Below are 19,300 nucleotides of genomic sequence, written 5' to 3' on the forward strand. Positions count from 1 at the left end.
GAGCGAGCCTGCTCGCGAAGACGATAGGTCAATCGACTCAACTCTGTGGGTCCTACATCTGGGCTGGATAAGCGCAGTTCTCAGCTAAAATTACGAACATAATATGTGCGTTCTGAAGCGTTTCGGTCAACGCTTCAGGTAAGCGACAGGTCGAGTGTTTTTAGATAGAAGGTTTTAGTATAAAAATTTTACTGTTTTCGTTATATCGTAACGAACTGTGCTGTGAGCCGATAAACTCTGGGGTGGTATGCAAGTCGATCTGGATGTCGATGGGACGCAAGTAGCCGGACTACCGCGCTTTCAGCAGGCGGTTTTTCAAGGGCGCCGATTGCGCAAGCTCGCCATTGGCCTGGGCGCTCTCGCGGCGTCAGGCGGGGTGCTGGCGTTTTTTGTCGGGCTATTTGCGCCGCAATCGCTCTGGCCGGCATTGCTGGTCAATCAGAGCGCCGGTTTGCTGGTGCTGGTTGCCGGCCTGCAATCAGCCTGGTGGATTACCCAATGGCGCACAGGGGCGATGAATCCTGTCGCCGTGCAGGAAATCGTTGTTGCTGAAGCTGATGTCCCCGTGGGGGCGTACGAACGGCTATTGGAGCGGATCAGTCAGCGATGGCTGAACATGCTGAGGCAGATCGGCGCCCCGACGTTGTGGCTGGGGGGATGGGCGCTGTTGACGTTGGTCAGCGTCGAACAGGTCTGGAACCTCACACTACCGCCCGCCGCGCTGGGTTCGTCGGCCAGTGTCGGCGCTGCGCTATCGTTATTGCTGGCCTTCGGCTTGCTGGTGCTGGAGCGTCAACTGGCCCAGGAAAACCTGGCGCAATGGCCGGAAGCAGGGCCGTTGGCACAGCTGACTCGTGTGGTGATCATTTGCCTGGTGCTCAGCGCTTTGTGCCTGTTATTCGGTAGCGAAACTTCGGTCTGGCCGGTGCGACTGGCCGTGTTGAGCGGCTTGCTGCCAGGCTTGGTCGCTGTCGAATTGCTGCTGCGCGCGGTGCTGTCATTATTCAGTCCCCGGCGAGAACAACTTGAGCCGACGTTGCTGGCGCGAAGTTTCGTTGCCGACATGCTGCGCTGGCCGCCCCAGCCACTTCTGGCATTGCAGCACGAATTGCACAATCGCTTCGGCATCGACCTGCGGCAGATCTGGGCCTTCACTTACATGCGCCGAGCGTTCCTGCCGGTGCTGGCTGTGGTGTCGATTGTCGGCTGGTCGCTCACCGGGATTCACGAAGTGCCGCTGCAAGGGCGGGGGATCTATGAGCGTTTCGGTAAACCGGTGGACGTGTTCGGCCCCGGTTTGCACGCGGGTTTGCCATGGCCGCTGGGCCGAGTGCTGAGCGTCGAGAATGGCGTGGTCCACGAGTTGGCCACCAGTGTCGGCGAAGCGACGGCACCGATCGTTGCGGAGCCGGCAGAAGGCCCGGCACCGGCGATTGCCAATCGCTTGTGGGACGCGAGCCATGTGAACGACAAATCCCAAGTCATCGCCAGTAGCCGTGCCGACAAGCAGAGCTTCCAGATCGTCAACATGGACGTACGCTTCGTCTACCGCATTGGTCTGACTGATCAGGCGGCGATGGCGGCAACGTACAACAGCGCCGACGTGCCGACGCTGATTCGCAGCACTGCCAGCCGGATTCTGGTTCACGACTTTGCCTCGCGCACCCTCGACGGCTTGCTCGGCGAGGACAGGGTAGGGCTGGCTCAGGAGATCGGGCGCGCGGTGCAGGCGGACCTGAAAAAACTCGACAGCGGCGTAGAAATTCTCGCCACCGTGGTCGAGGCCATTCACCCGCCCGCTGGTGCGGCCAATGCTTATCACGGCGTGCAGGCGGCACAGATTGGCGCCCAGGCCTTGATCTCCCGCGAGCGCGGGGCGGCGGCGGAGGCCACCAATCAGGCGCAGTTGCAGGCCAGCATCGCCCGTGATCAAGCGACGGCCAGCGCCCGGGAAATCAACGCCACGGCCCAAGCGGCAGACCTGCGCTTCAGCGCCGAACAAAAGGCCTACGCCAGCGCCGGCCAGGCCTTTGTGCTGGAGCAATACTTCAGCCAGCTTTCCCAGGGCCTGGCCAACGCCAAGTTGCTGGTTCTAGACCATCGTCTGGGCGGCAGCAGTAACGCGCCGACCATCGACCTCCGTACGTTCACGCTGCCGGCAGACCCTGCGCCCGCGCGTAAAACAGCTCAGCCAGGAGTTGCCAATTGAGCCAGTCGCATACTCACGATCACGAAGATCACTCTGGTCACGATCACAGCCATGGCGGGCATCACCACGGCCATCATCACCACGGCGACCCACAAGAGGCTGGCCCATTCCCGTGGCAACGCATGGGTTGGGCGGCGTTGCTGGTGGCGTTCGCCATCGCGGCGGCGAGTCTGGTGCAAGTTCGGTCGGGGGAGGCCACGGTGATCACGCGCTTCGGCAATCCATCCCGCGTGTTGCTGGAGCCAGGTCTTGGCTGGCGCTGGCCAGCTCCGTTTGAAGCGGCGATACCCGTCGATCTGAGGTTGCGCACCACCTCCAGTGGTTTGCAGGACGTGGGTACGCGGGACGGTTTGCGCATCATCGTTCAGGCCTATGTCGCCTGGCAGGTGCAGGGCGATCCGGACAATGTGCAGCGTTTTATGCGCGCGGTGCAAAATCAGCCGGACGAGGCGGCGCGGCAGATTCGCACTTTTGTAGGCTCGGCGCTGGAAACCACCGCCAGCAGTTTTGATCTGGCCAATCTGGTGAACACCGATGCCAATCAGGTGCACATCGCCGATTTTGAGGCACAGCTGCGGCAGCAGATTGATCAGCAGCTGTTGACCACTTATGGCGTGCGTGTGCTGCAAGTCGGGATTGAGCGCCTGACATTGCCCTCGGTAACCCTCACGGCCACCGTCGATCGCATGCGCGCCGAGCGTGAAACAATCGCCACTGAACGCACCGCCATCGGCAAGCGTGAAGCGGCGCAGATCCGTTCCGCCGCTGAACGTGACGCACGAATCGTGCAAGCCGATGCGACGGTAAAAGCGGCGGACATCGAAGCACAATCTCGCGTCGAAGCCGCACAGATCTACGGCCGCGCCTATGCCGGCTCGCCGCAGCTCTACAACTTGCTGCGCTCCCTCGACACCTTGGGCGCGATCGTTACGCCGGGCACAAAACTGATTTTGCGCACTGATGCTGCGCCGTTTCGGGTATTGGTCGACGGTCCGCCGACACTCGACAACAAGTCCGGGTCGCAGCCATGAATTTGGTTCCACGTGGAACAAATGAGTTAAGCATCCCCTGGATTCAGGCCGGGCGATTGGCCTTTCTCGCGTTGTACGCGGTGACTGTGTTGGCAGCTTTGGCGTGGGTGGTCTCCAATGTGCGGCAGATCGACCCGCAGAATCGCGCGATGGTGTTGCACTTCGGCGCGCTGGATCGGATTCAGAATGCCGGGTTGCTATTGGCGTGGCCGCGACCATTTGAGCAGGTGATTTTGCTGCCTGCGGCGGATCGGGTGATTGAGCGTCGGGTGGAAAATCTGCTGCGCTCGGATGCCGCGTTGCAGGCCGATCGAGCGTCGAGTTTTGCCACGCCGATTAGCGATGCCCTGGCTGGCTCCGGCTACTTGCTGACCGGCGACGCAGGTGTGGTGCAACTGGATGTGCGGGTGTTCTACAAGGTGACTGAGCCGTATGCATTCGTTCTTCAAGGCGAGCACGTACTGCCGGCGCTGGATCGATTGGTCACCCGCAGCGCGGTGGCGCTCACCGCTGCGCGTGACCTGGACACCATTTTGGTTGCACGCCCAGAGCTGCTCGGCGCCGATAACCAGGCCGCCGAAAGACGTGAACGGCTGCGTGGCGATTTGGTGAAAGGCATCAATCAACGTCTGGCCGAACTGACGGCGACCGGGCAGGGGCTCGGCATTGAGGTGGCGCGGGTCGATGTGCAGTCGAGTCTGCCTGGCCCAGCAGTCAATGCTTTCAACGCTGTTCTGACGGCCAGTCAACAAGCCGATAAAACCGTGGCCAATGCGCGCACTGACGCCGAGAAGCTGACTCAGACCGCTAACGAGCAAGCCGACCGAGCGCTGCAAGTCGCCCATGCACAGGCGAGTGAACGATTGGCCAAAGCCTCGGCCGACACGGCCACCGTGTTGAGTCTGGCCAAGGCGCAACAGCAAGGCACTGACCCGCAAATGCTGCTGCGCATTTACCGCGAGCGAATGCCGAAAATCCTCGGACAGGCCGGCTCGGTAACCACGGTCAATCCGAAAGACGATTCCCGCCTGATCATTCAGGGAGCTGCACAATGACCACCCAAACTGCCGCTTCACCGAGCATGTTGTCCTCGACTGAACAACGCAGCGCTGCCCGCCAACTGACGCTGGCGATGCTCGCACTGGGCTTGCTCGCGCTCGGCCTGATATGGCGCTGGCTGTCGCCGGAACAGACCGGTATCAGTCAATTGCTGTTGGGGTTTGCTTCCGTGATGGTGGCCGTGCCGGTCATGCGTTCGGCCTGGTACAGCCTGCGTTTTCCAAGTTTGCACGGGATCACCGATCAGTTGATCGCTCTCGCCATGCTGGGCGCTTGGGCCACGGGTGATCTGCTCACGGCGGCTTTATTGCCGATCATCATGATCTTCGGCCACGTGCTGGAAGAACGCAGCGTGATCGGTTCCCAGGAAGCCATTCACGCGCTGGGCAAACTGACGCGCAGCCATGCGCGAAAGGTTCAGGCGGACGGCTCCATCATTGAAGTCGACAACAGCACACTCAAGGCGGGTGATCAGGTCGAGGTGCGCGCGGGTGATCGGGTGCCGGCGGACGGTCGGGTGTTGTCCGGTCAGGCGAGCCTGGACACGGCTTCGATTACCGGCGAATCGGTGCCGATGGAGGCGAGCGTCGGTCTGCAAGTCTTCGGCGGGGCGATCAATCTCGACGGTCTGTTGCGCATTGAAGTGACACGCACCGGTAACGAATCGACCCTCGGCAAAGTCATCGCGCTAATGCAAAGCGCTGAACGCTCCAAGCCGCCGATCACGCGTTTGTTGGAACGCTATGCGGGCAGCTACATGGTGCTGGTGTTGTTGCTGGCCGCGGTGACCTGGTTTATTACCAACAATGCCCAGGCAATGCTCGCGGTGTTGGTGGCGGCCTGTCCTTGTGCGCTGGTGTTATCGGCACCGGCCACGGCGATTGCCGGTGTGGCCGTGGCGGCGCGTCACGGGATTCTGATTCGCAGCTCCGCGTTCCTCGAAGAGTTGGCAGACCTGACTTCGCTGGTGGTCGACAAAACGGGAACCCTGACCTTTGGGACCTTACGCTTGCAGTCCATCGACAGCCCGCTGGAGGATCGTAGTCACGTCTTGAAACTGGCTGCCAGCCTCGGTTCTGCCAGCAGCCATCCGGTTAGCCGCGCGCTCGCGGGGTTGGTGAGTCAGGAGCATTTTCTGCTGCTCACGGACATTCACGAGCGTCAGGGTTTGGGCGTGGTGGCAATGACAGGGCAGGGCGAAGCGGCGCTCGGGCGACCAGAGTTGTTCGCGCAATTGGGTATCGCCACGTCGAGCGTCCCGGGCCACGATGGACCGATTGCCGGGCTGGCACTCAACGGTGAATTCCTCGCATGGCTATTGCTGGCCGACAGCGTCAAACCCGAAGCACGCTTTGCCTTGAGCGAGTTGCGCGATCTGGGGTTGGGACGTCAGTTGTTGCTGACGGGTGACCGACACAGTGTCGCTCACACCTTGGCGCGGGATGTCGGCATCAGCGATGTTGAAGCCCAGGCGCTGCCCGAAGACAAACTCAATCGCGTGCTGAAAGAAATCGGCAGTGGCTTCCGGCCAATGGTGGTGGGCGATGGCATCAACGATTCGCTGGCCCTTAAGGCCGGTGTGGTCGGCGTGGCGATGGGGGCGGGCGGAGCAGATATCGCATTGGCCTCGGCCGACATCGTGCTGATTGGCAGTGACTTGCGCCGGCTCGGGACGTGTGTGCGTTTGAGTCGTCAATGCCGGCAGACCTTGCAGGTCAACGTGATCATTGGTCTGGGGTGGACGCTGGCAATCGTCGCCTTCGCTGCGTTCGGCTGGCTCGGTGCGGCAGGGGCGATGATTGCTGCGTTGTTGCACAATTTCAGCACGTTATTGGTATTGGGCAACGCCGGGCGTTTACTCCGGTTTCAGGAGCCCTTGCTGAAGTTGAAAGACGAGATCTGAATGATTTCAACTTTTCAGAACTGTGCGCTGAATTCGTAGTCATCAGTGAGAGGGCATGTCACTTTCGAGAGTTCGCAGCGGTTTTGTTGAACGTTGCGAACTATAGAAAACGGCTATTAAATCGATAGCCAGCTATTTTTCAAAGATGGTCTACCCTCACATCAGACGTCTGAAACAAGGGGGGCTCTCCATGCTCGCGCAACTTCCACCGGCCTTACAGAATCTGCAGTTACCGCTTCGTCTGAGACTCTGGGACGGCCATGAAATCAATCTGGGGCCGACGCCCAGCGTCACTATTGTGGTCAAGGACCCACAAATGGTTTCCCAGTTCACCCATCCCAGCCTTGACCTGCTAGGGGCGGCGTTTGTCGAAGGCAAACTTGAACTTGAAGGCTCAATCAGCGATGTGATTCGCGTCTGTGACGAATGGAGCCAGGCGCTGCTTGATGAAGATGGCAATCAGCCGGTGCGTGTTGTGCACGACAAAGAAACCGACGCCAAAGCGATTTCCTACCACTACGATCTTTCCAACGCCTTCTATCAATTGTGGCTCGACAGCGACATGGCGTATTCCTGCGCTTATTTCGAGACCGGCAGCGAAACGCTTGAGCAAGCCCAACAGGCCAAATTCCGTCACCTGTGCCGCAAGTTGCGGCTGCAGCCGGGCGAGTACTTGCTGGATGTCGGGTGTGGTTGGGGCGGTTTGGCTCGGTATGCGGCTCGGGAGTTCGGTGCGAAGGTGTTCGGGATCACGCTCAGTAAAGCGCAACTGGCTCTGGCCCGTGAACGGGTGACGGAGGAAGGCCTGGACGATTTGGTGGAACTGCAACTGCTCGACTACCGCGATCTGCCGCAGGACGGTCGTTTCGACAAGGTGGTGAGTGTCGGCATGTTCGAACACGTTGGCCACGCCAATCTGGCGGAGTACTGCAAAACCCTGTTTGGCGCGGTTAAAGAGGGCGGTCTGGTGATGAACCACGGGATCACCGCCAAGCACACCGACGGTCGTCCGGTGGGGCGCGGTGCCGGTGATTTCATCGAGAAATACGTGTTCCCCAACGGTGAGCTGCCGCACCTGTCGATGATCGCCGCCGAGATCAGTGAAGCGGGGCTGGAGATTGTCGATGTCGAGAGTCTGCGTCTGCATTACGCACGGACCCTGGACCACTGGAGTGAACGTCTGGAAGACAATCTGGAAGCTGCCGCCAAGCAGGTGCCGCAACAGGCGTTGCGGATCTGGCGGTTGTACCTGGCGGGGTGCGCCTATGCGTTCGCCAGGGGTTGGATCAATCTGCACCAGATCCTTGCGGTGAAGGCCCACCCCGACGGTAGCCATGAGCTGCCCTGGACGCGCGACGACATCTATAACCCCTAGAGAATCGGAGAAATAAGCCGGGCGATCCGCATGCCGACCTGTTGCAGGCGGTGGGTTTCCCGGCTTTCTTCTTTGGCGACTTCGTGGGCCTGCGCGAAGTCATCGTTGAGCATCTGCTCCACCTCGGCAGCGAACACACTGTCCACCGTCAGCAGCATCACTTCGAAATTCAAGCGGAACGAACGGTTGTCCAGGTTCGCACTGCCGATGGCGCTGATTTCGCTGTCGACCAACACCACTTTCTGATGCAGAAACCCGGGCTTGTAGCGGAACACCCGCACACCGGCGCGTACTGCTTCGAAGGCATACAGGCTGGAAGCGGCGTAGACGATACGATGATCCGGACGAGATGGCAGCAGCAGTCGCACATCCACACCGCGCAGAACTGCCAGCCTGAGGGCCGCGAATACGGCTTCGTCGGGTATGAAATAAGGGCTGGTGATCCATACCCGTTCTGTCGCCGCGTGGATGGCTTCGACGAAGAACAACGAACAGGTTTCGTAGGAGTCTGCCGGCCCACTGGCGAGCAGCTGGCAAAGGACCCCGTCGTCCGGATAAACGTCCGGCAAGATAAGCGGTGGCAGAGAACGGGCGGCCCAGAACCAGTCTTCGGCGAAGGATTCCTGCATGCTGGCCACCACCGGTCCGCGCACTTGCACGTGAGTATCGCGCCACGGCGCCAGGGGTGGTTTCTCGCCCATGTATTCGTCGCCCACATTGAGTCCGCCGACGAAGCCCAGCACCCCGTCCACCACCACAATCTTGCGGTGGTTGCGGAAGTTCACCTGAAACCGATTGAGCCAGCCGCTACGCGTTGCGAAGGCTTTGACCTCGACGCCAGCCTCTCGCAACGTTTGCACGTAGCTGTGGGGCAGGGTGTGACTGCCAATTCGGTCGTAGAGCAAGTAAACGGCCACGCCTTCGGCCGCTTTTTGCAGCAGCAGGGTTTGCAATCGTTGGCCGAGGCGGTCGTCGTGGACGATGAAGAATTGAATCAGCACGGCTTCTTTGGCGCCGCTGATCGCTTCGAAAATGGCCTCGAAAGTGGCGTGGCCGTTGATCAGCAGTCGCACCTCGTTGTTCGCCAGGCACGGCATGCGTCCTAGCTTTGGCATGGCCCTTAAAGACGCGTAAGCGTTGGAAGCGCGCGCTGTCAGCGCCTCTTCTACCCACGGGCGCCAGTTCAGCTCAGAAATGGCCTTGCGCATTTCTTCGTTGGCGGTCCGTCGAGCCTTGATGTAACCATCAAACGTACTGCGGCCGAAGACCAGGTACGGAATAAGCGTCAGGTAGGGAATGAACAGCAACGAAAGTGCCCAGGCGATCGAGCCCTGCGCGGTGCGGACAGTGAGCACGGCGTGGATGGCAGCAATCAGGCCCAGCGAGTGAAGCAGTGCAATCGTGTAGCCGAAAATGTGTGGTCCAAAATAATCCATGGGGCAGCCTTGCTCCTGAAGATTCAGTGCTTAACAGACCATGTTCCGTGCAGAATGTCGCTATTTAATTGGCCCATGAACCGATGCCAACGGCAGACGTCTAACGGCCACTATTGATCAGGAGTTACTCGATGAACGTTCGTCTGCTGGGTTTGGCCGTGGTTTTTGGTTTAGCACTTCCTGTGGCCGCTCAAGCGCAAATGCTGCAACCGGGTTTGTGGGAATTGACCACCAGTAACATGAAAGTCGATGACCAGAATCTGCCGGATTTGCAGCTGATCCTTGGTCAGTTGCAGAGCCAGATGACCCCTGCGCAGCGCGCGCAATTGGAGAAGCAGGGCATCACGATGGGGGGTAAGGGGATCCGGGCGTGCCTGACTCCAGAGCAGGTCAAGACTGACAATATTCCGCTCACCGACCCGCAATCGGGCTGCAAGCAGGAAATCACTGATCGCAGCGGCAATCAGTGGAAATTCCGCTTTAGCTGTCCGAAAGCGCAGGGTGCCGGTGTCGCCACATTCCTCAGTGACCGCGAGTTCACCACCAAAGTTAATGGCACTTTCAATGCCACCGGCATCCAGCAGAAGGGCAGTCTTGAAAGCCGCGCTGTGTGGTTGGGTCAGGATTGCGGGACCGTTAAGCCGAGAGCTTAAAAGCATCGCGAGCAAGCTGCTCCTACACGACGGTGTCGGAGCAAGCTTGATTCAGCCATTCACATACGGCATCAACGGTCATTCTGCCAAAGTCTTCTCCGGTGCGACTGCGCACGCTGACGAATCCGCCTGATTCTTCTTTCTCCCCGATCACCACCAGATACGGCACTCGCTGACTGTGTTCGCGGATCTTGTGGTGAACCTTCTCGTTGCGCAGATCCGCTCGCGCACGCACGCCGTTTCGGCGCAACGCCTCAGTCACCGACTGTGCATAATCCGCCTGACGCTCATCCATGCTGACGACGATCACGTGTGGCGGTATCCGCCAGTTGTCCAATTCCCGTTGGCAGGGCCAGCATGTGCCGTAAATGCGCTGTGGCGAAGTACCGCTGATGTGATCGAGCGCGAATGCCTGCAGTACTTTGGTTGCGGGAACATGCGGCCCCACCGACACACACTCGAGGCCCGCGAAAAGGTAGGGCGTTTCCGTGAGGCTTGATCGGTCGGGCGGTTTGCGGCGGCGGATCGAATGATTGGTCGCGGCCAGTGTCTTCATGCGCGCTTCGATGTTCGCAAGGTCGACCAGGTTTAAAGTTCGTTCGAACGCAAACTCATAATAAAAACCATCACCCAGCGCCGACCCGCTTTGCAATTGTGCTTTTGGATAGAGCTGTTTCACGGCGATGGCCAGCATCAACGCGCAGGAGCGACGCAAGATCTCCAGGCCATCGGGCTCTTGAGGCGTGACGATGTTGACTCGGGCATCGGCCTCGATCATGAACTCACAGTCCAGCAGCACCCCGTTCACTCGGCCGGCGACTGCCGCTTTGGCAAGCTCGGGACTAATACTGGCTGCGAACTCATACACCGACAACGGCTGGTCGTATTCACGCAATGAACCATCGCTCAACTTAATCTGGATCATGTCGGTGTTCTCGATCGAGTGCTTACGCATGAACCGTAGTGGCAAATCCCGACACTGTCATTAAGACCTTTGTTGTGCCGGATGAATTGTCCAGACATCAGCGCTATGGCGAAAACGGTGTCAGGCGAGGGCATCGGAGCGGTGCGATCGCGGATTTGTCCACGTACGGTGACTCTCGGTAATCAGCGGCAAATCACCTGAAGGATGCTTGCGGATCATGGCTTACTCAACGCGTCGTACAGAGTATTCAGGTTGTACTCGAACAACCCGGTGAAGGTGTTGGCAGGACCGCTGGCCGCGAGTGCATCGGAGTACAACGTGCCACCGATGTGCGCGCCGCTTTCATCGGCAATCTGCTTGAGCAAGCGAGCGTCCTTGATGTTTTCCATGAACACCGCTTTGACCTTGGCCTGACGAATCTGGGTGATCAACGTAGCGACTTCAGTGGCGGAAGGTTCGCGCTCGGTGGACAGACCTTGAGGCGCAATGAAGTCGATAGCATAAGCCTGTCCGAGATACCCGAACGCATCATGGGACGTCACGATCTTGCGGTTGCCCGGTGGTAGCGAACCTAGCTTGGCTTTGGCTTCGGCGAGCAGTGCGTAGATCTGTTTCAGGTAGGCCTGACTGTTGCGTTCGTAGTCGGTTTTGTTCGCAGGGTCGGCGGCGATCAGTGCCTTGGTGATGTTGCTGATGTATAGCTCGCTGTTCGCCAGGTTGTGCCAGGCGTGAGGGTCGGGAACGGTCTCGCCATCCTCATCAAGGGAGCGCGGGATAACTCCGTGGCTGGCGCTGATGACCGGGGCTTTGGTCTCGGTACTGGTCACCAGCCGGTCCAGCCAGGGTTCAAAACCCAAACCGTTTTTTATGATGAGTTTGGCGTTGAGCAACGCCTTGGCATCGTCCGGGGTCGGCTCGTACGTGTGGGCATCGGCGTCTGGGCCGACCATGTTGGTGATTTGAATGTGGTCACCGCCGACTTGATGGGTCATGTCGGCGAGGATGCTGAAGCTGGTGACCACCTGAAGTTTTTCCGCAGCAGACAGCGACATCGATAGCATCAGACTGAACAGTACGAGCGAAGCGCGCATCGGGAAACACCTCATTGGGATGTGAGCAAAGGCGGGCGGCGCAGCAAGCCGTGCACCGGTCCAAACACCACGGACAGAAGATACAAGCCGCCAGCCACCAACACGATTGCCGGGCCGCTGGGCAGCGAGTAGTAGAAAGACAGCAATAAACCGAGCCACACCGAGAGGCAGCCGAGCAGCCCGGCGACGACCATCAGCACTGGCAAACGGCGACTCCAGAAGCGCGACGCTGCGGCGGGCAACATCATCAATCCGACGACCATCAGCGCGCCGATGGCTTGAAAACCAATCACCAGGTTCAGCACCACCAGCGTTAGAAATACGCCGTGTGCCAAGGGGCCGAGGCGGCTGACGGTTTGCAAAAAAAGTGGGTCGAGGGTATCCAGCAACAGTGGTTTGTAGATAAGTGCCATGGCGATCAGGCTGAATGCCGAGACCCATAACATGCCGGTCAACGTCGGGCCGTCGACCGCCAACGCCGAGCCGAACAACAGATGAAGCAAGTCCAGGCGTTTACCGGCGAGGCCGAGGATCAGCACGCCGCTGGCGAGAGAAATCGGGTAGATCGCGGCGAGACTCGCGTCTTCTCGCAGCCCGGTACGACGGGTGATCCACGCGGCAAGTCCGGCCATGCTCAGGCCGGCGCCGAGGCCTCCAATGGTTAACGCCGGTAGGCTCAGCCCGGAGAACCAGAAGCCGAGTGCCGCACCGGGCAGGATGCCGTGAGCGACCGCGTCGCCTATCAGGCTCATGCGCCGCAGGATCAGAAAAACGCCAAGTGGTGCCGTGCTACACGCCAAAACCAGTCCGCCGAGCAGCGCCCGGCGCATGAACACAAATTCGTGGAACGGTTGCCAAAGTTGAGCGGCCGCGAGCATCAGGCCACCTGCGTTTGTGGTTGTTGTTGGATCAGTTCGGTGCTTGGACCGAGGATGCAACCGCTGCTTTTGATCAGCAACGTGTAGGGAATGTGTTGGCGAACGGCGGCCAAATCGTGACACACGACCACAAGGGTTCGGCCTTCGGCATGCCAGGCGTGGATGTGTCTCCAGAGCAGCAATTGACCGAGTTCATCGAGGGCGGCATGGGGTTCGTCGAGTAACAGCAAAGGCGCTTCAGCGAGACTCAGTCGGGCGAGCAGTGCGCGCTGCAATTCGCCGCCGGATAGGGCCATCAAAGGGCGCTGTTCCAAGCCGCTCAGGCACCAGTCCTCCAGCACGGCTTTGAGGCGCGCACTGCGCAGTTCTGGCGATTGCTTATTGCCCCAGAACCCGGCGGCCACCACCTCTTGCAGGCTGATCGGAAATTGCCGGTCCAAATGTTGTTGCTGGGGGAGAAATGAGAGCGAACCAATCTTGCGTGGAACATCAAGGATCAATTTTCCGGTCAGTGGTTTTTGCAGGCCGGCGATGACTTTTAACAGACTGCTCTTGCCTGACCCATTGGCACCGACCACTGCCGTCAGACTCCCCTTAGGCAATTCGAAATCCACAGGCGGAGTAAGCGGTTGTCCGGGGGCGCCCCAACGCAAAGCCTGGCAGCGGATCATGAGGCTTCCCAATTCCATCGGCTTTCGGCGATGGCGTCGTGGGCGTGCAGGCTTTCGGCGTGGACCACTCGTATCTGGAATGCGTTGATTCCCGGGGAGCGTTTCAAGGCCAGATTCAAGCGTCGAGCGGCGTCTTCGCAGAACATCAGATTTTGCCCGTTAGCCAAGGCAAAGGCTTGTTCATCGGCGCGTTTTACAGCAGTTTGCACGACGGTGCCGAGGGCGGCTTCGGCGTCGTTGATCACTGCAATCAGTGGCAGGTCATCCAGATAGTCATGGAGACGAAGCGTCAATTGCGCGTAACTGCGTTGGCTGTGCGGCGTCGCGATGATGCCTTTGGTAGAACCAAGCCAAGCCAAGACGTCGGCGTGTTGTAGTGAATGATTGGCAAAGTCATCGACAAATTGCTGCTGAATCAACTGCCGGGATAGCGCTGCTGAACATGGGCAGGTTGAGGAATAAGGTATGTCGATTTTTAGTTCCACGTGGAACATCGCATTTTTCAAACACGCTTCGATACTGACGGGATAGTTTTTCCAACCGGACAATGGACTGATGAGCGCCGGCCGTTTGAGCAGCAAATCTGTGTGGATTTTTAAGTAAGCGCTATTGGACAGGCCTCTGTGAGAGTCGAGAAAGCGCTGCAACACTCGCTGCAATAGATCGGGCGACAGGTTCTCCTGTTCGAGCATTTCCAGCGCCAGGTACAGCCGCGACATATGAATGCCGCGCGCTTCGCCATCGTCCAGGCTCACGCTGGCGTCGGCCTTCGCGCTCAATCGTTGGCCATCGAACAAAACGGGAAGAGCAATGCCGCACATGCCCACCCATTCGAGTGGTAGGGCTTGGCGTGAGGCCTGCGCGGCGATATCCGGCAGAGTCAGCGCATTCATGAGAGGTCCATCGTGGGAGTCGATTTAACATGTTATGTTATTACATTAAATCCAGCCACGTTTTTTTCACGAACTGCATTCACCCTGCACAGGCGTGGTATTTCCATCGCCGGGGTGATTCTCGACATGTCGATGAATGCCACTATCGCCGCCAGTTTGCAGCTGGGCAGTACGATACTCGGCAGCTTGGCGGGCATTACAACGCCGCATCAGAAGTGTGTGGAACAGGCAGGCTTCGCGGTGCTGAAGTCGCCTGACGTGGCATCGATCCTGGTGGAAACCGGCTTCATTTCTAACGCACGCGATAGCCAGCGGCTAGTCACGGCTCGGCATCAGCAGGCCGTAGCTGACGGTTTGTTCGAAGGATTACAGCGCTATTTCCAGAAGAATCCGCCGGTCAACAGTTACATCGCGTGGCAGCAGGAACAGAAAAAAACGCAGGTCTAGCAACCGGTGATTCGGCTGCAGGTGAACTTGGCGCTGCTGCCTCCTGAGCTGGAAAACCGGTTGATGGTTGTCCAGCCAACCCGACGGGTGTAGCCCACCCAAGCTTCGCCGTCGGAGGCGATCCCGGTAAAAAACGTCAATTGTCCATAACGACTGTTGGTCTGCGCCCAATAGCGTTTACCCACCCGTTCGAAGCCTCGCAAGTAAATCGTACTGCCCACGGTGTTGACGCTGTAGGCGTTGCCGTCGGCATCCATGCAGGCCAGCAGACTAGCGCTTCGGGTGCATGTGGCCAGGTTCGGGATTTGTGCCCAGGCATCTACGGTGACCAGTAGCGAAACGCTCATCAGCGCTATTTTCAGGGTGATACGCATGGGATTTCTCACAAAGCGAAAGACCACCAGCATCATGCCCTTTGTCACTGCGGGCAAGAGGGAGTGGTTTGGATGTATCGTTATACTATAACATCTATATAGGCCCGACACTGCGACCGGGCATCCCTGTGAGGATTTTCTGATGCCCAATCGTCTCCCCGTGACCGTCTTATCGGGCTTTCTCGGCGCCGGCAAGAGCACGCTGCTCAACTACGTGCTGCGTAACCGCGAAAACCTGCGAGTTGCCGTGATCGTCAATGACATGAGCGAAATCAACATCGATGGTAGCGAGGTTCAGCGTGATGTAACCCTGAACCGCGCCGAAGAAAAACTTGTTGAAATGAGCAACGGCTGCATCTGCTGCACCTTGCGTGAAGATTTGCTCGAAGAAGTCAGCAAACTGGCCAAGGAGGGGCGTTTCGACTACTTGTTGATTGAATCCACCGGTATCTCCGAACCGATGCCGGTGGCGGAAACTTTTACTTTTCGCGATGAAGAAGGACAGAGTCTGGCCGACATCGCGCGGCTCGACACCATGGTCACCGTGGTCGACGGCATGAACTTCCTGCTCGACTATCAGGCCGCAGAAAGCCTCGTTTCTCGTGGCGAAACCTTGGGCGAGGAGGACGAGCGCTCCATCACCGACCTGTTGATCGAACAGATCGAATTCGCCAACGTGATCCTGATCAGCAAGATCGACTTGATCAGCAGCCGCGAGCGCCAGGAGCTGATGGCGATCCTGGCGCGACTGAACTCCCAAGCCGAAATCCTCCCGATGGTCATGGGTGAAATTCCGTTAGAAAAGATCCTCAACACCGGTCGCTTCGACTTCGAAAAGGCTGAACAGGCGCCAGGCTGGTTACAGGAACTTCGCGGCGAGCACGTGCCGGAAACGCAAGAGTACGGCATCGCCTCTACGGTTTATCGTGCACGTAGACCGTTCCATCCGCAGCGCTTTTTCAGCTTTATCGATCGCCCGTGGGTGAACGGCAAACTGTTGCGTTCCAAAGGTTTTTTCTGGCTGGCGAGCAAGCACATGGACGCGGGCAGTTGGTCCCAGGCTGGTGGTTTGATGCGCCACGGTTTTGCGGGACGCTGGTGGCGTTTCGTGCCGAAAACCCAGTGGCCGCAGGACGAAGAAAGTACCACTGGGATAATGGAAAACTGGACCGCCAGCACGGGCGATTGCCGACAGGAACTGGTGTTCATCGGGCAGATCATCGACTTCGTCCATCTCACCGCCGAGCTCGACGATTGCTTGCTGACCGATGATGAAATGGCGCTGGGAGTCGAGGGCTGGCAGCGGCTGCCGGATCCTTTCGGCCCTTGGTTTGAAGAGGCGACAGACTGAAGTCGCTTAGCTAACGGCTCAAGGCTTGAGCCAGGTGCCCAGGCTCTGGGCTTCGCAAAACGGCTTCAAATACGCTGCGTCGGTGGCTACGCCGTAATAGTGAATATCCTGCCGGTAAGGCATATTGGCGACTTGAGCGTTGCTGCACACACCGAATGCGCCGGCGGGGCATTGGTCAACGTACTGCACCTCGACGTTCTGTCCGGGAAGGTTCGGTTGGCAGAAACCGTCGGCGAACAGCTTTTCCGGGATGTTGCGGTTCTGCTGGCAGACTTTCACGTCGAGTCGTTCAGCCATGGTATGTACTACGCAGGCCTGGGCCATGGCTTCACCCGAAACGAACGTAAAGAGCAACGATAATCCTATCAACCGCATCCATTACCTCCTTAGAAAACCTTGACCATGTTGCAGAACATTCCCACCCACGTCATTGCAGGCCCTTTGGGTGCCGGCAAGACCAGCCTGATCAAAAACTTGCTGATGCAGCGGCCGATCGGTGAGCGCTGGGCGGTGCTGATCAATGAGTTCGGCCAGATCGGCCTCGACGCTGCACTTCTGACCCGGGACGCCGATGGTATCGCACTGGGTGAAGTGGCCGGAGGTTGTCTGTGTTGCGTGAACGGTGCGCCGTTTCAGATCGGGCTCGGGCGTTTGCTGCGTAAGGCACGGCCGGATCGGCTGTTCATCGAACCCTCAGGGTTGGGACACCCGGCGCAGTTGCTCAAGCAATTGAGTGAAGCCCCGTGGGTAGGCGTGCTGGCGGTACAACCCTGCGTATTGGTGCTGGATGCCCAAGCCCTCGCTGTCGGTAAGCCGCTGCCTGAGTCGCAACAGGAGGCGTTGATCAGCGCTGGTTTGTTGTTGCTGAACAAGACAGAGGGTCTCGACGTCAATGATCGTCAGCGGATCGCCGCGCAGTTGCCTGCTCGTCCGTTGTATTGGACGCAGCAAGCTAGCTTGCCGTTGAGCAAACTACCGGGTCTTGAGGCCCGGGCGGTGGCGGGTGTGGATAACTTTATCGCCCCAAAAGGAATAGGGCAGATGCCGGCCATCTGGACTGATCCAGCGCTGCCGATTTGCTTGAGCCAGGAACAGGAGGGCGGTTGGAGCGTCGGCTGGCGCTGGCATCCGAGCCAGACATTCGACTCGGCGCTCATTGCCCGGTGGCTGGAAAGCCTTGCCTGGCGGCGGGCCAAGCTGGTTATTCACAGCGTCAACGGTTGGGTTTCGGCGAATGCAGTGGATAACTCGCTAATGGAATGGCAGCCCAGTGAATGGCGTCAGGATTCACGGATCGAGCTGATTTTCAGTGCGCCACAGGCTGTTGATTCGCTGCAACGAGGTCTGGCCGACTGCCTTTCGAGCAAAATGTAGGAGCGAGCTTGCTCGCGAAAGACGTTAACGATAACGCGTCCTGTCTGGAAAAAGGCGTTGCCTTCGAATTCATCGCGAGCAAGCTCGCTCCTACAGGGGGAATGCGTACGCTCTGTAGTTGCCGCAGGCTGCGATCTTTTGATTCATGGGCGCCACTTGGTATGTTCCTGCCGCCACTGACTCAACTCGATCACCTCCGCGCGAGGCTTCGCCACATCCACCACCGTCGGCGTGTCGTCGAATGGCATCGGGTAGGGCGCCAGTTCGATCTGCGCGCTATGGGCGCCGAACTGGGTGATAGTCCCGGTGTGGCGGGTTTCACCGGTCACCGTGAATTCGAAGTTATAGACACGCGCCAATCGTCGCCGGCCGTTGGCGTCTTTAATGAACGCGATTTTTTTCAGCGCCACGTTGCCGTCCAGCAGCTCGATCCCGAGTTTGTTGCAATGCTGCTTGACCCGCTCCAGCGCACGCTCGCGCAAGCCATGGTTGTGCCACAACCACGCGCCACCGGTGGCCAGCAGCATCAGCACGAAGATATTTCCAAGAGTCAGCATCAACAGGGTGCTCCAACAAGATAGTGTCAGCTTAACTGTGTCGCCGGTCTGTCGTACAGGCTGCATTTAGTCGCATACTGCGGGGCTCGAATTTCAATCGGTTTACGGAAAACTCACCGCATGAAACGTACGCCCCATCTGCTCGCCATCCAGTCCCACGTGGTGTTCGGTCACGCTGGCAACAGCGCCGCGGTTTTCCCGATGCAGCGGGTCGGGGTGAATGTCTGGCCGCTTAATACCGTGCAATTTTCCAACCACACCCAGTACGGCCAGTGGGCCGGTGAAGTGCTGTCACCACAGCAGATTCCCGAGTTGGTCGATGGTATCGCGGCGATTGGCGAACTGGGGAATTGTGACGGGGTGTTATCCGGTTACCTCGGCAGCGCAGCCCAAGGGCGGGCGATCCTGACGGGTGTGGCACGGATCAAGTCGATGAATCCCAAGGCGCTGTATTTGTGCGATCCGGTGATGGGTCATCCGGAAAAAGGATGCAGCGTGCCCGGGGAAGTCAGTGATTTCCTGTTGCAAGAGGCGGCGGCCGTGGCGGATTTCATGTGCCCGAACCAGCTGGAGCTGGACAACTTCTCGGGGCGCAAGCCGCAATCATTGTTCGACTGCCTGGCCATGGCCCGAGCACTGCTGGCGCGGGGTCCGAAAGCAGTGCTGGTCAAGCATTTGAACTATCCCGGCAAACCGGAGGATGTTTTCGAGATGCTGCTGGTGACGGCCGAGGACAGCTGGCATTTGCGTCGCCCGCTGCTGGCGTTTCCGCGTCAGCCGGTGGGCGTTGGCGATCTGACGTCCGGGTTGTTTCTGGCTCGTGTCTTGTTGGGTGATAGCTGGGTGGCAGCGTTCGAATTTGCCGCGGCAGCGGTGCATGAAGTGCTGCTGGAAACCCAGGCTTGCGCCAGCTATGAACTGGAACTGGTGCGGGCTCAGGACCGGATTGCTCATCCGCGAGTGCGGTTCGAGGCGACCGCGATCAGCCTCTGATCCGCGTGGACTCGTTCGCGAGCAGGCTCGCACCCACATGGATCTCCTGTGGGAGAGCCCGCTCGCGAAGATTTGAAGCT

18 protein-coding genes and 1 pseudogene are annotated in these 19,300 nt (G+C 58.9%); 10 read left to right on the forward strand and 9 right to left on the reverse strand.

Annotated features, from left to right (window positions below; genetic code table 11):
• Nucleotides 1–247: 247 nt before the first annotated feature.
• The 5 genes from hflK (ACM6IR_RS23145) to cfaB all read left to right on the forward strand — a co-directional run bounded on the left by hflK (ACM6IR_RS23145) (nucleotide 248) and on the right by cfaB (nucleotide 7,577).
• Nucleotides 248–2,209 carry a protease modulator HflK gene (gene hflK / locus ACM6IR_RS23145; protein ID WP_414909844.1) on the forward strand — a complete coding sequence of 654 codons (1,962 nt, stop codon included), beginning with the start codon at nucleotides 248–250 and terminating at the stop codon, nucleotides 2,207–2,209.
• A complete protein-coding gene (hflC, locus tag ACM6IR_RS23150; protein ID WP_414909845.1) occupies nucleotides 2,206–3,240 on the forward strand; it encodes a protease modulator HflC in 1,035 nt (344 codons plus the stop codon). The genes hflK (ACM6IR_RS23145) and hflC overlap by 4 nt, the downstream gene beginning before the upstream one ends.
• The gene (gene hflK, locus ACM6IR_RS23155) at nucleotides 3,237–4,295 is read left to right on the forward strand and encodes a protease modulator HflK (RefSeq protein WP_414909846.1); all 1,059 of its coding nucleotides are present in this window, start codon (nucleotides 3,237–3,239) and stop codon (nucleotides 4,293–4,295) included. Before hflC ends, hflK (ACM6IR_RS23155) begins: the two co-directional genes overlap by 4 nt.
• The gene (locus ACM6IR_RS23160; protein ID WP_414909847.1) at nucleotides 4,292–6,202 is read left to right on the forward strand and encodes a cation-translocating P-type ATPase; all 1,911 of its coding nucleotides are present in this window, start codon (nucleotides 4,292–4,294) and stop codon (nucleotides 6,200–6,202) included. Before hflK (ACM6IR_RS23155) ends, ACM6IR_RS23160 begins: the two co-directional genes overlap by 4 nt.
• Nucleotides 6,203–6,392: 190 nt before the next feature.
• Nucleotides 6,393–7,577: a C17 cyclopropane fatty acid synthase CfaB gene (gene cfaB, locus ACM6IR_RS23165; RefSeq protein WP_414909848.1), complete on the forward strand. Its 1,185-nt coding sequence runs from the start codon at nucleotides 6,393–6,395 to the stop codon at nucleotides 7,575–7,577.
• On the opposite strand, the gene cls is transcribed toward cfaB, so the two are convergent.
• Nucleotides 7,574–9,013, reverse strand: a complete 1,440-nt coding sequence (gene cls, locus ACM6IR_RS23170) for a cardiolipin synthase (protein WP_414909849.1) — start codon at nucleotides 9,011–9,013, stop codon at nucleotides 7,574–7,576. The two genes, cfaB and cls, sit on opposite strands and share 4 nt — an antisense overlap.
• A 131-nt stretch (nucleotides 9,014–9,144) precedes the next feature.
• Between cls and ACM6IR_RS23175 the strand changes: the two genes are divergently transcribed.
• On the forward strand, nucleotides 9,145–9,666 hold the full coding sequence (locus ACM6IR_RS23175; RefSeq protein WP_414909850.1) for a DUF3617 domain-containing protein: 522 nt from the start codon (nucleotides 9,145–9,147) through the stop codon (nucleotides 9,664–9,666).
• A 22-nt stretch (nucleotides 9,667–9,688) separates the two neighbouring features.
• Here the strand turns inward: ACM6IR_RS23175 and ACM6IR_RS23180 are convergent, their stop codons facing one another.
• The 5 genes from ACM6IR_RS23180 to folE2 form a co-directional block, all read right to left on the reverse strand.
• Nucleotides 9,689–10,591 carry a His/Gly/Thr/Pro-type tRNA ligase C-terminal domain-containing protein gene (locus ACM6IR_RS23180; protein ID WP_414909851.1) on the reverse strand — a complete coding sequence of 301 codons (903 nt, stop codon included), beginning with the start codon at nucleotides 10,589–10,591 and terminating at the stop codon, nucleotides 9,689–9,691.
• 215 nt (nucleotides 10,592–10,806) lie between these two features.
• Nucleotides 10,807–11,682, reverse strand: coding sequence for a metal ABC transporter substrate-binding protein (locus ACM6IR_RS23185; protein ID WP_414909852.1), 876 nt, complete (start codon nucleotides 11,680–11,682; stop codon nucleotides 10,807–10,809).
• An 11-nt stretch (nucleotides 11,683–11,693) separates the two neighbouring features.
• The gene (locus tag ACM6IR_RS23190) at nucleotides 11,694–12,560 is read right to left on the reverse strand and encodes a metal ABC transporter permease (protein ID WP_414909853.1); all 867 of its coding nucleotides are present in this window, start codon (nucleotides 12,558–12,560) and stop codon (nucleotides 11,694–11,696) included.
• On the reverse strand, nucleotides 12,560–13,231 hold the full coding sequence (locus ACM6IR_RS23195) for a metal ABC transporter ATP-binding protein (protein WP_414909854.1): 672 nt from the start codon (nucleotides 13,229–13,231) through the stop codon (nucleotides 12,560–12,562). The genes ACM6IR_RS23190 and ACM6IR_RS23195 overlap by 1 nt, the downstream gene beginning before the upstream one ends.
• Complete coding sequence (gene folE2 / locus ACM6IR_RS23200; RefSeq protein ID WP_414909855.1) at nucleotides 13,228–14,124, reverse strand: GTP cyclohydrolase FolE2; 897 nt, start codon at nucleotides 14,122–14,124, stop codon at nucleotides 13,228–13,230. Before folE2 ends, ACM6IR_RS23195 begins: the two co-directional genes overlap by 4 nt.
• 105 nt (nucleotides 14,125–14,229) lie before the next feature.
• Between folE2 and ACM6IR_RS23205 the strand changes: the two are divergent.
• Nucleotides 14,230–14,571 (forward strand): annotated as a pseudogene (locus tag ACM6IR_RS23205) (N-acetylmuramoyl-L-alanine amidase family protein); the annotation flags it as partial.
• Here ACM6IR_RS23205 and ACM6IR_RS23210 read toward each other — a convergent pair.
• Nucleotides 14,568–14,945 carry a glutamine synthetase gene (locus tag ACM6IR_RS23210; RefSeq protein WP_414909856.1) on the reverse strand — a complete coding sequence of 126 codons (378 nt, stop codon included), beginning with the start codon at nucleotides 14,943–14,945 and terminating at the stop codon, nucleotides 14,568–14,570. The pseudogene ACM6IR_RS23205 and the gene ACM6IR_RS23210 sit on opposite strands and share 4 nt — an antisense overlap.
• A 142-nt stretch (nucleotides 14,946–15,087) precedes the next feature.
• Here ACM6IR_RS23210 and zigA point away from each other — a divergent pair, with 142 nt between their 5' ends.
• Nucleotides 15,088–16,296, forward strand: coding sequence for a zinc metallochaperone GTPase ZigA (gene zigA, locus ACM6IR_RS23215; RefSeq protein ID WP_414909857.1), 1,209 nt, complete (start codon nucleotides 15,088–15,090; stop codon nucleotides 16,294–16,296).
• Nucleotides 16,297–16,314: 18 nt separating this feature from the next.
• Here the strand turns inward: zigA and ACM6IR_RS23220 are convergent, their stop codons facing one another.
• Nucleotides 16,315–16,671: an NADH:ubiquinone oxidoreductase gene (locus ACM6IR_RS23220; RefSeq protein WP_414909858.1), complete on the reverse strand. Its 357-nt coding sequence runs from the start codon at nucleotides 16,669–16,671 to the stop codon at nucleotides 16,315–16,317.
• 27 nt (nucleotides 16,672–16,698) lie between these two features.
• On the opposite strand from ACM6IR_RS23220, the gene ACM6IR_RS23225 reads away from it, so the two are divergent.
• On the forward strand, nucleotides 16,699–17,670 hold the full coding sequence (locus tag ACM6IR_RS23225; RefSeq protein WP_414909859.1) for a CobW family GTP-binding protein: 972 nt from the start codon (nucleotides 16,699–16,701) through the stop codon (nucleotides 17,668–17,670).
• 143 nt (nucleotides 17,671–17,813) lie between these two features.
• Here the strand turns inward: ACM6IR_RS23225 and ACM6IR_RS23230 are convergent, their stop codons facing one another.
• Entirely contained in the window at nucleotides 17,814–18,227 is a 414-nt protein-coding gene (locus ACM6IR_RS23230; protein ID WP_414909860.1) for a DUF3301 domain-containing protein, read from the reverse strand.
• A gap of 120 nt (nucleotides 18,228–18,347) precedes the next feature.
• Between ACM6IR_RS23230 and pdxY the strand changes: the two genes are divergently transcribed.
• Nucleotides 18,348–19,220, forward strand: coding sequence for a pyridoxal kinase PdxY (gene pdxY, locus ACM6IR_RS23235; RefSeq protein WP_414909861.1), 873 nt, complete (start codon nucleotides 18,348–18,350; stop codon nucleotides 19,218–19,220).
• Nucleotides 19,221–19,300 lie beyond the last annotated feature (80 nt).

It is taken from the genome of Pseudomonas sp. IT-P253 (genome assembly GCF_949768125.1).
Taxonomy (GTDB): Bacteria; Pseudomonadota; Gammaproteobacteria; order Pseudomonadales; family Pseudomonadaceae; genus Aquipseudomonas.

Coding starts and splice junctions, on each gene's coding strand:
- ACM6IR_RS23185 (WP_414909852.1), bottom strand. CDS start 11,682: ATGCGCGCTTCGCTCGTACTGTTCAGTCTGATGCTATCGATGTCGCTG.
- ACM6IR_RS23195 (WP_414909854.1), bottom strand. CDS start 13,231: ATGATCCGCTGCCAGGCTTTGCGTTGGGGCGCCCCCGGACAACCGCTT.
- ACM6IR_RS23230 (WP_414909860.1), bottom strand. CDS start 18,227: ATGCTGACTCTTGGAAATATCTTCGTGCTGATGCTGCTGGCCACCGGT.
- ACM6IR_RS23180 (WP_414909851.1), bottom strand. CDS start 10,591: ATGATCCAGATTAAGTTGAGCGATGGTTCATTGCGTGAATACGACCAG.
- cls (WP_414909849.1), bottom strand. CDS start 9,013: ATGGATTATTTTGGACCACACATTTTCGGCTACACGATTGCACTGCTT.
- cfaB (WP_414909848.1), top strand. CDS start 6,393: ATGCTCGCGCAACTTCCACCGGCCTTACAGAATCTGCAGTTACCGCTT.
- hflK (WP_414909846.1), top strand. CDS start 3,237: ATGAATTTGGTTCCACGTGGAACAAATGAGTTAAGCATCCCCTGGATT.
- ACM6IR_RS23210 (WP_414909856.1), bottom strand. CDS start 14,945: ATGCGTATCACCCTGAAAATAGCGCTGATGAGCGTTTCGCTACTGGTC.
- ACM6IR_RS23175 (WP_414909850.1), top strand. CDS start 9,145: ATGAACGTTCGTCTGCTGGGTTTGGCCGTGGTTTTTGGTTTAGCACTT.
- hflK (WP_414909844.1), top strand. CDS start 248: ATGCAAGTCGATCTGGATGTCGATGGGACGCAAGTAGCCGGACTACCG.
- ACM6IR_RS23220 (WP_414909858.1), bottom strand. CDS start 16,671: ATGCGGTTGATAGGATTATCGTTGCTCTTTACGTTCGTTTCGGGTGAA.
- folE2 (WP_414909855.1), bottom strand. CDS start 14,124: ATGAATGCGCTGACTCTGCCGGATATCGCCGCGCAGGCCTCACGCCAA.
- zigA (WP_414909857.1), top strand. CDS start 15,088: ATGCCCAATCGTCTCCCCGTGACCGTCTTATCGGGCTTTCTCGGCGCC.
- ACM6IR_RS23160 (WP_414909847.1), top strand. CDS start 4,292: ATGACCACCCAAACTGCCGCTTCACCGAGCATGTTGTCCTCGACTGAA.
- pdxY (WP_414909861.1), top strand. CDS start 18,348: ATGAAACGTACGCCCCATCTGCTCGCCATCCAGTCCCACGTGGTGTTC.
- ACM6IR_RS23225 (WP_414909859.1), top strand. CDS start 16,699: ATGTTGCAGAACATTCCCACCCACGTCATTGCAGGCCCTTTGGGTGCC.
- ACM6IR_RS23190 (WP_414909853.1), bottom strand. CDS start 12,560: ATGCTCGCGGCCGCTCAACTTTGGCAACCGTTCCACGAATTTGTGTTC.